The 13,967-nt window shown below is 67.0% G+C and carries 10 protein-coding genes; all 10 read right to left on the bottom strand.

Annotated features, from left to right (window positions below; translation table 11 throughout):
- Positions 1–8 precede the first annotated feature (8 nt).
- Positions 9–1,205 (bottom strand): CaiB/BaiF CoA transferase family protein, encoded by a 1,197-nt coding sequence (locus GPA22_RS08495; protein ID WP_169255663.1) that lies wholly within the window; start codon positions 1,203–1,205, stop codon positions 9–11.
- 145 nt (positions 1,206–1,350) lie between these two features.
- Positions 1,351–3,759: a xanthine dehydrogenase family protein molybdopterin-binding subunit gene (locus GPA22_RS08490; RefSeq protein ID WP_169255662.1), complete on the bottom strand. Its 2,409-nt coding sequence runs from the start codon at positions 3,757–3,759 to the stop codon at positions 1,351–1,353.
- 13 nt (positions 3,760–3,772) lie between these two features.
- Complete coding sequence (locus GPA22_RS08485) at positions 3,773–4,246, bottom strand: (2Fe-2S)-binding protein (protein ID WP_169255661.1); 474 nt, start codon at positions 4,244–4,246, stop codon at positions 3,773–3,775.
- Positions 4,230–5,096, bottom strand: coding sequence for an FAD binding domain-containing protein (locus tag GPA22_RS08480; RefSeq protein WP_169255660.1), 867 nt, complete (start codon positions 5,094–5,096; stop codon positions 4,230–4,232). The genes GPA22_RS08485 and GPA22_RS08480 overlap by 17 nt, the downstream gene beginning before the upstream one ends.
- A 181-nt stretch (positions 5,097–5,277) precedes the next feature.
- A complete protein-coding gene (locus tag GPA22_RS08475; RefSeq protein ID WP_169255659.1) occupies positions 5,278–6,891 on the bottom strand; it encodes an acyl-CoA mutase large subunit family protein in 1,614 nt (537 codons plus the stop codon).
- Positions 6,888–7,292, bottom strand: a complete 405-nt coding sequence (locus tag GPA22_RS08470) for a cobalamin B12-binding domain-containing protein (RefSeq protein WP_169255658.1) — start codon at positions 7,290–7,292, stop codon at positions 6,888–6,890. The genes GPA22_RS08475 and GPA22_RS08470 overlap by 4 nt, the downstream gene beginning before the upstream one ends.
- Positions 7,289–8,422 carry a benzylmalonyl-CoA dehydrogenase gene (gene iaaF, locus GPA22_RS08465; protein WP_169255657.1) on the bottom strand — a complete coding sequence of 378 codons (1,134 nt, stop codon included), beginning with the start codon at positions 8,420–8,422 and terminating at the stop codon, positions 7,289–7,291. Before iaaF ends, GPA22_RS08470 begins: the two co-directional genes overlap by 4 nt.
- Positions 8,419–10,116, bottom strand: coding sequence for a hydantoinase B/oxoprolinase family protein (locus GPA22_RS08460; RefSeq protein WP_343035989.1), 1,698 nt, complete (start codon positions 10,114–10,116; stop codon positions 8,419–8,421). The genes iaaF and GPA22_RS08460 overlap by 4 nt, the downstream gene beginning before the upstream one ends.
- 157 nt (positions 10,117–10,273) lie before the next feature.
- The gene (locus GPA22_RS08455) at positions 10,274–12,400 is read right to left on the bottom strand and encodes a hydantoinase/oxoprolinase family protein (RefSeq protein ID WP_169255655.1); all 2,127 of its coding nucleotides are present in this window, start codon (positions 12,398–12,400) and stop codon (positions 10,274–10,276) included.
- Positions 12,400–13,932 carry an acyl-CoA synthetase gene (locus GPA22_RS08450; RefSeq protein ID WP_169255654.1) on the bottom strand — a complete coding sequence of 511 codons (1,533 nt, stop codon included), beginning with the start codon at positions 13,930–13,932 and terminating at the stop codon, positions 12,400–12,402. Before GPA22_RS08450 ends, GPA22_RS08455 begins: the two co-directional genes overlap by 1 nt.
- Positions 13,933–13,967: the final 35 nt, after the last annotated feature.

The raw sequence follows: 13,967 nt of genomic DNA, 5'->3' as shown, positions 1-13,967 counted from the left end.
CTGCGCCGCTAACCCGCAGCGATCCCGCGGGTGCGGAGCAGGGCGATCTCGTCGTCGCTGCAGCCGGCCTCGCGCAGCACCGCGTCGGTGTGCTGGCCGTAGCGCGGCGGAAACGGCAGCTCCTCGCCATCGGCACCCGTCACGTTCACCGCCATCGGCTGCATATGCACGAGCTTGCCGCCAGGCATGCGCGTCGTCGTCAGCCGCCGGCGGATGGCCTCCATTTCGCGCACGGCCGGGATGTCGTGGATCGGCGCGTGCGGGATCGTCGCGTCGCGGAAGTCGGCGGCGATCCCGGCGGTCGGATAGCGGCTGGTGACAGCGGCGACGTCGCGGTGGATCGCGTCGCGTTCGCGGTGCCGTCCTTCGTTCGTTGCGCGCGCGGCGCTGCCGATCGACGCGAACTTCGGGATCTCGGTGAGCCGCTTCCACTGCACGTCGCTGCCGATCGCCATGTAGATGAAGCCGTCCGCGGTCGGATAGACATTGGTCGGGATGAACTTGCGATGTTCGTTGCCGCAGCGCGTGATCTCGGCGGGTTGGCAGTCGAAATCGAGCAGCGGCAGCGTCGTGATGAGCCAGGATGCCGCCGCCTGAAGCATCGACACGTCGATGCGCGTGCCCTTGCCCGTTTCGGCGCGCTCCAGCAGCGCCATCATCACGTTCGCGTAGACCTCGTCGCCTGACTTGAGGTCGATGATCGGCACCCCGGCGAGCGTCGGCGGGCCGTCGGCGGGTCCGGTGAGCTCCATGTAGCCCGCCATCGCCTGCAGCACCGGATCGTAGCCCGGCGCATCCGGATAGTCCGGCCCCATCGCCGAGATGCCGGCCCAGATCAGGTCGGGCTTCGCGGCGCTCAGGGTCTCGTAGTCGATGCCGAGCTGCCTGTAGCGCCGCGGCACGGTGTTGCAGCAGAAGACGTCGACGTCGAGTACGACCAGCAGGCGCCTCAGCAGCGCCTGGCCGTCGGGCTCTTTGAGGTTGAGCGCGATCGCTTCCTTGCCGACGTTCGGGGCGATGAAATAGGTCCGGCGGTCGTCGTCGGCGACCTTGCCGCCGATGTAGCGGTTCGGGTCGCCGGGCAGGCCGTCGCCGGCCGGTGTGGATTCGAGGCGGATCACGCGCCAGCCGAGCTGCGCAAAGCGCAGCGTCGCGTAGGGCATCGACAGCGCCTGCTCCATCGACAGGATCGTACGGCGTTTCATTGGACTACCCTCCACTCGTTGAGCGTTGTCTGGGCCTCGCAGAACGTAGGGCGGAAAAGCGAAGCGCCTTCCGCCGAATGGCATACGGCGGATAACGCCGCTACGCGGCTCATCCGCCCTACGGCTGCCCCCTGGCGTTCGATGCTCATTCCGGCTGCCACGCTTCCCAGTGCGGCTTTTCGGCCTTGCCGCGGAGCGCCCGGTACACCGCTTCCGGCGTGAAGGGCAGGGCGAAGATGCGCACCCCGGTCGCGTTGTAGATCGCGTTCGCAGCCGCTGCGGCGATGCAGATCGCCGGCGCTTCGCCGACGCCCTTCGCGCCCTGCGGACCTTCGCCGTCCATGGACTCGACGAACGTGATGTCCATCTCCGGGATCTCCGGCGCGGTCACGAGCTTGTAGTCGCGGAAGTTCGGGTTGCGCGTGACGCCGTTTTCGACGATCAGGTTCTCGGTCAGGGCGTAGCCCTGGCCCATGACGACGCCGCCCTCGATCTGGCCTTCGAGGCCGAGGCGGTTGAGCACGCGGCCGACGTCGTGGGTGCCGGTGACCTTCGTCATCTTCACGATGCCGGTGTCGGTATCGACCTCGACTTCGACCACCTGCGCCGCCCACGCGTACGCGGCCGACACGTCGCCCTTGAAGGCCTTGTCCTGATGCACGCTCGGCGGCTCGTAGTAGAAGGTCGTCATGACGAGCTCGGCCTTGTCGGAGAAGTGGAGGTTCCGCATCAGGCGCGCGAGCTCGACGACCGGTTCGCCGGTCTCGGCAACGACGACGAAGCCGCCGCGCAGGTCCAGCGTCGCCTCGTCGCAGCCGTGCTTCTTCGCCGCCGCCGCGAGGATCTTCGCCTTGGCCTTGCGCGCCGCGCCGATTGCCGAATTGCCGGCGATGAAGGTCGTGCGGCTCGCGTGTACGCCGACGTCCCAAGGCGTGATCGCGGTGTCGTTATTGACGACGGTGACTGCCGAGATCGGCAGACCCAGCTCCTCGCAGACGAGCTGCGACAGCACCGTCTCCGAGCCCTGGCCGATCTCGGAGGCGCCGGTGATGAGCGTGACGTTCGCGAAGTCATCGAGCTTCAGGATCGTGCCGCAGCCGTCCGACGGATAAATCTTCGCGCCGCCGCCGACGTGCAGCATCGACGCGATGCCGATGCCGCGCTTCACCGGTCCCGGGGCGTCGCGGTGGGCGAGGTTGTCGGCGTGCTTCTTCCGGTAGTCGCTGCGCTCGGCCGCGGTTGTCAGGCACTCCCTGAATCCGCAGCTCTTGAACGTCATGCCCTGGCCGGTGACTTCGCCGGCCTCCTGCGCGTTCTTCAGCCGGAAGTCGAGCGGGTCCATGCCGATCCGTTCGGCCAGCATGTCCATGTGCTGCTCGATGGCGAAGGTCGCCTGGAGGTTGCCGTAGCCGCGGAAGGAGCCGGCGTACGGGTTGTTCGTGTACGCCACCGTCGTGTGGTAGTCGCAGGCCGGCACGCGGTACAACGACGAGAAGGTCTGCATCATCACGAAGGGCGTCGTCGCGCCCCACGATGTGTAGGCGCCGTTGTCGTGCAGTGTGTGCACCTGGCGGAAGGTCAGCGTGCCGTCCTTTCTGCAGCCCGATCGCAAGGTCAGCAGCACCGGCTGGCGCGTGGGCGAGGCCAGAAACTCTTCCTTGCGCGTAAAGACCATCTTCACGGGGCGCTTCGCGGCGCGCGCGAGGAAGATGCAGATGACCTCGAAGGGGTAGATGTCGAGCTTGGAGCCGAAGCCGCCGCCGATCGGCGGCTGGATGATGCGCACGCGGCTCGGGTCGATGTTGAGATATTCCGCAAACTCGCGCTTGTGCAGGAAGGGCACCTGCGTGTTCGAATACATCAGCAGGTTGCCGGACGCGTCGAACTCGGCGATGACGCCCGACACGCCCATGCAGCAGTGCGTGACGTAATGCAGCTGGAACGTGTCCTCGACGACGACATCGGACTCGGCTTCGGCAGCGGCGACGTCACCGTGCGTGTAGTCGAAGCGCATCGCGATGTTGTCCGCCTTGCCGGCGAACGCGATCGGCGTCTTCGGCGGCACGGTCTTCGGCTTGCCGTCGGCGTCGAGCGGGGCAGGGTGGATCAGCGGCGCGTCGGCCTTGACCGCGTCCTCGGGCGTGGCGATGACCGGCAGATCCTCGTATTCGACACGGATCAGTTTTAGCGCGGCCTCGGCGATCTCCTCGCTGTCGGCGGCGACGGCGGCGATCTCGTCGCGCAGGCTGCGCACGCGTTCGCCCTTCAGCGGCAGATGGTCGCGCGCCACGCCGATGGGCTGCTGGTCCGGCACATCCGCCGCGGTGAGGACGACATGCACGCCCGGCAGCGCCTTCGCGGCCGACGTGTCGATGCTCCTGATCCGCGCATGCACGCGCGACGAGCGCAGGATTTTCGCGTGCAGCATGCCCGGCACGATCATGTCCTGGATGTAGCGCGTCTTGCCGGCGGCTTTCTCGGGCGCGTCCTTCTTCTGGATGCGCTGGCCGATCAGCGAGTCGGCCGTGATGACGGGTTTTTCTGCGACGTTCATGCTGTCGTTCTCCTCATCGGCCGCCGCAGCACGCGGATTCGACCGCGTCGACGATCTTCTTGTAGCCGGTGCAGCGGCACAGGTTCCCTTCGAGGCCGCGCTTGATGGTCTCCGCGTCGGCATCCGGATGCGCGTCGAGGATGTGGGACGCCTGCATCACCATGCCCGGCGTGCAGAAACCGCACTGCACCGCGCCGTGCTCGACGAAGGACTCGCGCAGCGCATCGGCCTTCGGGTCGGCGGCGAGTCCCTCGATCGTGACGATGTCGCGGCCGTCGAAATCGACGGCGAACATCAGGCAGGAATTGCGCGTCTCGCCATCGACGCGGATCGTGCACGCGCCGCACTCGCCTTCGCCACAGCCGTACTTCGTGCCGGTCAGCCCGACCACGTCGCGCAGCAGGTCGAGCGCGTTCATCGTGACGTCGACGGTGAGCCTTTTTGTGACGCCGTTCAGCGTGAATTCGATGTCATGCTTGAGCAACATGGTCGAGCATCCTCTTGGTCATGTTGTGGATCAGTTCCTTGCGGTACCACGCGCTGGCGCGCACGTCGTCGATCGGGTTCACCTCGTCGCGCGCGGCGCCGGCGGCAGCTTCGATCGCGTCGCTGTCGAGGCGGCGACCTTCGAGTGCGGCTTCGGTGCGCGGGGCGCGGACCGGCGTCGGGGCGACCGCGCCGAAGGCGACGCGGGTATCCGTGAGCGCGCCGTCGCGCTTGATGCCGGCGATGCCGATCGAGATCGTCGAGATGTCGAGCGCGGGGCGCGTGCCGAACTTGTAGAAGCGTGCGACGTGACCCGGTTTCGGCAGCGGGATGCGCACGGCGGTCAGCAACTCGTTGCCGGCGCGCTTCGTCCTGCCCGGGCCGGTGAAGAACTCGGCGAGCGGCATGCGGCGCGTGCTGACGCTGCCATTGGGCTTCGAGGCGAGTTCGACTTCCGCGTCGAGCACGATCAGCGGCACGAGCGTGTCGCCCGCGGGCGAGGCGTTGTTGATGTTGCCGCCGAGCGTGCCGGCGTTGCGGATCTGGTCGCTCGCGAAGTGATCGCAAGCCTCGGCGAGCACCGGCGCGTGCTGCGCGACGAGCGGATCGCGAAGGAGCTCGCTGATCGTGGTGAGGGCAGCGATGCGCAGGTGTCCGCCGTCGAGCGTGACGCCCTTCAGTCCGGCGACGCGGCCGATGTTCATCAGCGTCGGCTTGAATGCGATGCGGCCGGCTTTCGTCTGCGGCATCAGGTCGGTGCCGCCCGCCAGTATCGTCACCTCGCCCTGCTGCAGGATGCCGAGCGCCTCGTCGAGGCTCTGCGGCGCGGCATATCGTTCCAGTCCCGTCATATTATTTCCTCAGAACTTGTCATCAAATCGGTCCTTCGTGCCGCATTTCGTAGGGCGGATGAGCCGAAGGCGTTATCCGCCGCATGTGTTTCGTCTGTTGATGGTGCTGAAACCCGGATTACATGCGGCGGAAGGCGCTTCGCTTTTCCGCCCTACGCGTTGTTCCGTTCCGTGCTTTTCCTCAGAAGCGGATCGGTTCCTGGTACCGTCCGAACACTTTCACCAGTTCCTGCGTGATCTCGCCGACGCTCGCGTAGGCCTTCACCGCCTCGACGATCGCCGGCATGACGTTCGTGCCGGCCCGCGCGGCCTCGCCCACCGCGGCGAGCGCACGCGTGACGCGCTCCGCATCGCGCTCGGCGCGCACGCGGTTCAGCGACTCGATCTGCACGCGCGCGTCGTCCTCGTTGTAGGGGTGGAAGTCGACCGGATGCTCGTCCTCCTGGTCGTTGCGGTAGCAGTTGACGCCGACCTTGGGGAACTTGCCGCTCTCGATGTCGCGCTGCATCTTGTAGGCCTGCGCGGACACCTTGGCCTGGATCGCGCCTTCGGAGACGAGCTTGACGATGCCGCCCTGCGCGTCGGTCTCGGCGATGATCTGCTCCATCTTCTCGCGCATCTGGTTCGTCATCGTCTCGACGTAGTACGAGCCGCCGAGCGGATCGACCGTCTCGGTAAGGCCCATCTCTGCGATGAGGATCTGCATCGTGCGCAGCGAGATGCGTGCCGAATACTCGGTCGGGATGGTGTAGGCCTCGTCGTACGAGCACAACGCCATCGTCTGCGTGCCCGAGAGCGCGCTGATCAGTGCGTAATAGGCGCCGCGCACGATGTTGAGCTCGGGCTGCTCGAAGGTCAGCCCGCCGCCGCCGCCCGCCGCGATCATGCGCAGCCACATCGAGCCGGGCTTCTCCGCCTGGTATTCCTCCTTCATGATCTTCGCCCACAGACTGCGGCCCGCGCGGAACTTGCAGACCTGCTCGAAGAGGTTGCCGAAGATGTTGAAGTTGTACGACAGCCGCCCGGCGAACTCGTCGACGTGGAGCCCGCGTGCGATGACCTCATCGGCGTACGCCCGGGCGATGCAGAACGCGTAGGCCATCTCCTCGGCCGGCGTCGCGCCCGACTCGCGAATGTGGTAGCCGCACACCGACACCGGGCTGTACTTCGGCGCGTGCTGCGCGCAGTACTCGATCGTGTCGCCGACGAGCTTGATCGACGGCTCGACCGGGAAGATCCAGGTGCCGCGGCCGATGAACTCCTTGAGGATGTCGTTCTGCGCCGTGCCGCGCAGCTGCTTGACGTCGTAGCCGCGCTTCTCGGCCATCGCCAGGTACATCGCGATCGCGATGGCCGCCGCACCGTTGATCGTCATCGACACGGTGATCTTCTCGAGGTCGATGCCCTCGAATGCGATCTCGAAGTCGCGCAAGGTGTCCACCGACATGCCCACGCGGCCGATCTCGCCGGCGGCGAGCGGGTCGTCCGAGTCGAGGCCGATCTGCGTGGGCAGGTCGAACGCGACGTTCAGGCCCGTCTGGCCGTTCGCGATCAGGTACTTGAAACGCTGGTTCGTGTCCTGCGGATTGCCGAAGCCCGCGTACTGGCGCATTGTCCAAGGCTGCTTGCGGTACATCTCGCGATGGATGCCGCGGGTGAAGGGATATTCCCCCGGCAGGCCTATCATCGCGTCGCCGCCGCTGGCCGCGACGTCGTCGGCGGTGTAGAGCTGCTGGACTTCGAGGCCGGATTCGTTGAGGACGCGTTTCACGGTCGTCTGCGCACGGTCGTTCATGCGGCGTTCTCCCGGATATACGCAGCGATCGCGTCGAGCTTCGAGCCGGTCGGGAAGATGCCCTTGAAGCCGAGCTCGCGCAGCGCATCGTGGTCCTGCGCCGGCAGGTTGCCGCCGATCATCCACAGCTTGTCGTCGAGGCCGTTCGCTTCGAGCAGCGGCTTGAGCTTCCTGCAGAAGGGCAGGTGCGAGCCCGCCATCGACGAGAGCGCGATGACATCGACGTCCTCGTCGAGCGCGATGCGGGAGACCTGTTCCGGCGTCTGCCGCAGGCCGGTGTAGATGACCTCGAAGCCCGCGTCCATCATCGCGCGGGCGACCACTTTCGCGCCCTGGTCGTGGCCGTCGAGGCCCGGCTTCGCGAGCAGCACGCGGATGCGGCGTTGTGCGGTGTCGTTCATGCGCTGACCTCCTTCGCAATGACGAGTTTGAGGATTTCGCTGGTGCCGCCGCCGATCAGCGTGAAGCGCACGTCGCGCAGGTAGCGCTGCACCGGGTACTCCATCGCGTAGCCGTAGGACGCGAGCACGCGCGCGGCCTGGTCGCAGATCGAGGCGGCGGTCTCGGTCGCAAACAGCTTCGCCATCGCGGCCTCCTTGTGATGCGGGCGCTTCGCGTCGCACAGCCAGGCGGCGCGGTGGACGAGGGCGGTCGCCGCTTCGAGCCCGGTCGCCATCTCCGCGAGCTTCAGCTGGATCGCCTGGAAGCGGTTGATCGGTTTGCCGAACTGCTGGCGCTCGCCGGCGTAGCGCACGGCTTCATCCAGCGCCGCGCGCGCGACGCCGAGCGCCATCGCGCCGGTGATGATGCGAATCTCGGCGAGCGTCTTCCTCAGATGCCCCTCGCCGTCGCCTTCCTCCTTCGAAAGGCGGTGGCTGTCCGGCACGAAGCAGTCGTTGAAGGCGACTTCGGAGGTCGGCAGCGCCCACACGCCCATCTTGTGGATTTCGCGGCCGACGGTGAGGCCCCTGAACTCCTTCTCGACGAGGAAGATCGTCAGCTTCCTTTCCTCGCCGGCCCGCGCGAACACCGTGAAGAAATCGGCGAGCGGCGCGGAGGTGATCCAGGTCTTCTGGCCGTTGATCACGTAGCCGCCGTCGACCTTCGTCGCGGTGGTCGCAATCGATTCGAGGTCCGAGCCCGCGTTCGGCTCGGTCATGCAGATCGCGCCGATCCGGTCGCCGCGCAGCGCCGGCTTGAACAGACGCTCGACGATGTCGGCGTTGCCGAGGAGCTGCAGGAACTTCGTGCCCATCAGCGACTGCATCGCGACCGCGCCGGCGAGCGACATCGAGCCGCGCGCGACCTCGGTCAGCGCGAGGCAGAACTCGGTCAGCGCGAGCCCGGTGCCGCCGACCGATTCCGGATAGCGCATGCCGAAGAAGCCGAGCTCGCCGAGCTCGCGGAAGAGCGCGCGCGGGAACGCGTGCGCCTCGTCGAGCGCGGCGGCCTGCGGCGCGATGCGTTCGTCGCAGAAGCGCGCGAAAGTGTCGCGGATCGCGCGCTGTTCGTCGGTGAGGTCGAAGTTCATGCCGGAACCTTTTCCGGCTCGTAGCCGTACAGCTCGCGCGCCGCCTTCTCCGAAATGACGCCGTTGCGGATCTCCTCGGCGAGCAGCTTGCGATCGCGCCGCTTCGGATCGCCGTAGCCGCCACCGCCGCTCGCGACCTGGTGGTAGATCGTGCCTTTCGGCACGCCGGTGATCAGGTCCTTGTTCTTCGGCACGACGGTCGTGCCGTCGGGATAATGCAGGCGGATGAAGTTCAAGCCCCCTTCGCCGCCGCCGAAGAGCCCGAACGCCGGCTCGAAGTCGCCGTCGCCGAAGGTCACGAGCTGGGTGTCGTTGGAGCCGATCTCGAAGATGGTCTCGACGCCCAGGCCGCCGCGCCATTCGCCGGCGCCGGCCGAATCCGCGAGCAGCTCGTGGCGGATCAGGCGGTGCGGCGTCTGCTGCTCGAACATCTCGTAGTCCTGGTCGAGCACGCCGCCGGAGGCGTCGATCATGCCGATGTGGTCGTAGCCGTCGGTGCCGAGCATCGCCCCCGAGCCGCCCTTCAGGCCCATGAAGCCGATGTCGACGTATTTCTCGTTGGTCTTCGGGTCGATGCCGGTCGTCAGACTCGCGAGCAGGTTGTTCCAGCCCGCGGTCACGCGCTCGGGCATCACCGGCGCGAGCGCGCGCTGGATCGCGTCGGCATTCGGTGGGCACAGGTGGTTGCCGAAGGTCGTCGCCTTCGGGTAGGCCGCGTTCAGGATCGTGCCTTCCGGGATCACGATCTCGATCGGCTGCACCATGCCTTCGTTGTGCGGGATGTCGGGGTTCACCATCTGCAGCAGCGTCAGGATCGTCGCCGATGCGCTCGACGTGAAGGTGCCGTTCACGAAGCCGTTGGTCTGCGCGTCGGTGCGCGAGTAGTCGAAGCGGATGGCGCGGTCCTCGACCTCGATGTCGACGCGGATCGTGAATTCCGAACCGACATGGCGGCCGTCGTAATACACGCGACCCTCGCCCGAGTAGCGCCCGTTCGGGATCTTCGCGATCTCCGCTTCCATCATCCGTCGCGTCGCGTCGAAGAGCGCCTGCTTGTGCGACTCGTAGCTCGCCACGCCGTACTTCGCGATCAGCTCCAGGAAGCGTCGCTCGCCGACGGTGCAGGCGCCCATCTCGGCTTTCATGTCGTGCTGCACGATGTCGAGGCGCACGTTGGCGAAGATCAGGTTCCACACGTCCTTGCGCCGCTTGCCTTTCTCGACGACTTTTACGGGCGGGATGCGCAGCGCCTCCTGCCACACCTCGACCGCGTTCGGGTTGTAGCCGCCTGCGACGGCGCCGCCGATGTCGGCCTGGTGGCCCTTGACCGCTGTCCAGGCGACGAGCTGGCCTTCGAAGAACACCGGCTTGAACACCGCGACGTCGTTGTTCTGGTTGCCCAGGCTGAATACGTCGTTGTGGAAGATCACGTCGCCCGGGTGCAGGTCGTCGCCGAAGTAGTCCTTGATGTACTTGCACACCGGCGCCAGCGAGAACGCGAGGATCGGCAGGTTCTCGGTCTGCTCCAGCATGTTGCCGTCGCCGTCGTACAGGCCAGTGACATAGTCCTTGGCCTCGCACAGGATCGGCGAGCGCGTCGTCTGCTCCATCGAGATGCTCATCTCGTCGGTGATCGAGCGGAAGGTCCGCGCGTAGACCGACAGCAGGATCGGGTCGATTTTGGCCGTGGTCACGGGACTACCCTCCATTCCTTGGTGCGAAACGTAGGGCGGAAAAGCGAAGCGCCTTCCGCCGAATGCGCAATGCCGGAAGCCGGCATACGGCGGATAACGCCGCTGCGCGGCTCATCCGCCCTACGGCGCCGGGCGCGAAACATCAGTCCGAGGATGCTCATGCCAGCGCCTCCTTCTTCTCCTCGATGCACGACTCGACGAGGTCTTCGCGCCCCTTGCGGTACAGCGCAAACGAACCCAGCGCATCGACGACGCAGTCGAAGGACGCCGACACGAAGATTGCGGTCGTCTCCTGCTCGATCATCGCCGGCCCTTCGATGCGGTTGCCGTGGCGCATGCGGTGGCCGTCATAGACCGGGACTTCGCGGAACTTCCGGGTCTCTGGGATATAGACGGCGCGCCGGCCCTTCAGCGCGTGCGCCGCATCCTCGCCCGCCCACGACTCGTGGCGCGCGACCGGCTTGTCGGTGACCCCGATCGCCTGCACGCGCACGTTGATGATCTCGACCGGCGTGTTCTCGGCTTCCAGCGAGTAGCCGTACAGCCGGTTGTGCTCGGCGTGGAAGGCGCGTGCGATGCCTGCGGCGTCACCCGTTGCGATCAGCGCCTGCGGCACGACGAAGGAGACCTCGTGGTACTGCTTCACGTAACGGCAGTCGAGCTTCACGTCGAAGCGGCGGCGCTCCTCGGGGATGCGCTCCTCGTCGAGCTGGCGGGCCCCTTCGACGGCCATCGCGGCGATGATGTCCTGGAGCTTCGTCCAATCCGCCGCGTCGAGCCGCGACACGAAAGTGCGCACGAAGTCGTGCTTGAGTTCGCTCATCAACATGCCGAACGCGCACAGCACCGACGATTCGCGCGGGACGATCTGCAGCGGGATCTCGAGTTCATCGCAGATCAGGCAGGAGTGGATCGGGCCGGCGCCGCCCGCGGGGATGAACGGGAACTCGCGCGGATCGAAGCCGCGCTTGATCGTCACCTCGCGCACGCCCTGCGCCATGTTGTTGCACGCGACGCGGTACATGCCGGCCGCCGCCTCCTCGATGCCGAGCCCCATCGGCCGCGCGATGTGCTCTTCGATCGCGGTGCGCGCGGCGGCCACGTCGAGCTTCATCTTCCCGCCGGCGAAGAAGTCCGGGTCGAGGTAGCCCAGCACGACGTTCGCATCGGTCGTCGCGGGCAGCCGTCCGCCCTTGCCGTAGCACGCCGGACCGGGGTCCGCGCCGGCGCTCTGCGGGCCCATGCGCAACAGGCCGCCTTCGTCGAGCCAGCCGATCGAGCCGCCACCGGCGCCGATCGTGTGGATGTCGAGCATCGGCAGCGCGATCTTGTGGCGCGCGATCTCGCCGTCGTTCTTGATCATCGGCGCATCGACCGCCACCGAGGCCTCGAAGCTCGTGCCGCCCATGTCGGTGACGATGCACTTGTTCTGGCCATGGATGCGCACGTAGTGCAGGCCCGCGCCCGGCCCGCCGGCGGGGCCGGACAGCAGCGTCAGCGCTGCCTTCTCGCGTGCGAGCTGCGGCGAGATCACGCCGCCGTTCGACTGCATGATCAGCAGCAGGCCGTCGAAGCCGATGCCCTTCAAGCGGCCGACGAGCTGGTCCAGGTAATGGTTCAGCTTCGGCCCGACGTAGGAGTTGAGCGCCGTCGTGCTGACACGCTCATAGAAGCGGATCGACGGCAGCAGGTCGGTTGATACCGACAGGTAGGCGGCCGGCAACTCGCGCCGCACCAGCTCGGCGGCGGCCTGCTCATGGGCGGGATTGGCGAAGGAGTTCATGAAGCAGATCGACACCGCCTGCACGCCTTCACGGCGAAAGAGCGCGATCGCCTCCTTCACCGCATCCAGATCGAGCCGCGCGGTCTCGCTGCCGTCGCGATCGAGCCGGCCCGGGATGCCCGCGCGCAGGAAGCGCGGCACGAGCGGCTTCACGTTGGTGTAGCGGTTGTTGTACTGCTCCTCGCGCACGCCGCGGCGCATTTCCAGCGCGTCGCGCACGCCTTCCGTCGTCAGCAGGCCGCTCTTCGCGCCGGTGCCGGTCAGGGTCGCGTTGGTCGTCACGGTCGTGCCGTGCACGATCGTGGCGATCGTCGGCGCGAACGCTTCGAGCGTCATCGGCGGATGCATGCTCGCGGCGATCTCGGTCAGCCCGTTGACCACCGCGATCGACGGGTCGGACGGCGTCGACAGCGTCTTGAAGATCGCCGGCTCGGCGCCGTCGCGGGTAACGACGAAATCGGTGAAGGTGCCCCCGACGTCGATTCCGATTTTCAATGTCATCAGATGTGCTCCATGAACGTTTTGCGCGCGACCAGGCGCCGCACTTCGTCCTTGCGGACCTTACCCAGTGCGGTGCGCGGGAGTTCGTCGATGAACAACACTTCCTTGGGCAGCTTGTAGCGGGCGATGCGGCCGTCGAGGAGTCCGAGCACGCCGTCCGCATCGAGCGTCGAGCCTTCGTGCGTGACGATGACCGCGACGACGCACTCGCCCCAGCGCTCGTCGGGGCGGCCGACGACGGCCACTTCGGCGATGTCGGGCGACTCGGCGAGGAGGTTCTCGATCTCGGCCGGATAGATGTTCTCGCCGCCCGAGATGATCATTTCCTTCTTGCGGCCGTCGACCCACAGCCAACCGTCGGCGTCGAAGTGCCCCATGTCGCCGGTGTGGAACCAGTTGTCCTTGAGTGCCGCCGCGGTCGCCTGTGGGTTGTTCCAGTAACCGGCCATCACGTTCGTCCCGCGCACGAGGATTTCGCCGCTCGCGCCCGTCTTCGCGTCCGTGCCGCCTTCGGCCGCGACGCGAACGCTGCAGTGGCGCGCCGGACGTCCCGCCGAACCCGCGTGCGTGTACGCGTCGGCGGCCTTCACGTAGGCGGCGATGGGGCTGGTTTCGGTCGATCCGTAGATCTGCACGAGGGGGATGCCGCGTTCGTGTACCGCGCGGAAGAGCCGGTCGGGCACGATCGTCGAGCCCGTCGTGATCATCCGCAGACTGGAGAGATCCGCCTTCGGCCAGCGCGGGTGCGCCATCATCGCCTCGATCTGCGCCGGCACGAGCACGGTCAGCGTGATGCGCTCGTGCTCGATCGCGTCGAAGGTCGCGTCGACGTCGAACCTGGGATGCAGGACGACCGTGCAGCCGAGCGACAGGGCAGGGGTCGTCTGGTTGTTGAGACCGCCGACGTGGAACAGCGGCAGTGTCGTCAGGATACGGTCGTCGGCCGTAAGTTCATGCAGGTCTGCGCTGTTCGCGGCGTTGCAGGCGAGCGCGTCTTGCGTGAGAAGCGCACCCTTCGCCTTGCCGGTCGTGCCCGACGTGTAGCAGATCAGCAGCGGCGTATCGGGGCCGACGCGCGGGTCCTGCGGTACGGGTAGGCCGCCGCGCCGCATCAGGTCGTCGAAGGCGATCCAGCCGGGTGGTGGCGCACCGAGCGCGACGAGTGTCACCCCGGCAAGTGCATCGCGGAATGCATCGATCTGCGCGACGAAGCGTGGCTCGACGAGCAGTACCGTCGGCGGGCAATCATCGAGCAATTGCCGGTGCTCGGGGCCGGCGAGGCGCCAGTTCAACGGCATGAAGAGCGCCCCGAGACGCGCGCAGGCGAACAGCGCTGCGAGCGTCTCGGGGCGGTTGTAGCCGAGAAACGCGACGCAGTCGCCGCGCTCGACGCCGGACGCGTGCAGCGCCGACGCGAGACGGTCAATGTCCGCGGCGAAGGCCGCGTACGTCAGGTCGCGCTCCGGAAAGCGGATTGCCGCCTTGTCGGGCGTCAGCCCGGCGCGACGGACAATCCAATCGGACAGGTCCATCCCCACTCCTCCTCCAAGTTCGGTCACGGGCGCTT

The sequence above is a fragment of the Aromatoleum toluvorans genome (assembly GCF_012910905.1).
GTDB classification, from domain to species: Bacteria; Pseudomonadota; Gammaproteobacteria; order Burkholderiales; family Rhodocyclaceae; genus Aromatoleum; species Aromatoleum toluvorans.
The sequence above is the reverse complement of the archived record's forward strand: the minus strand, read 5'-3'. Positions and strand labels throughout refer to the sequence as shown.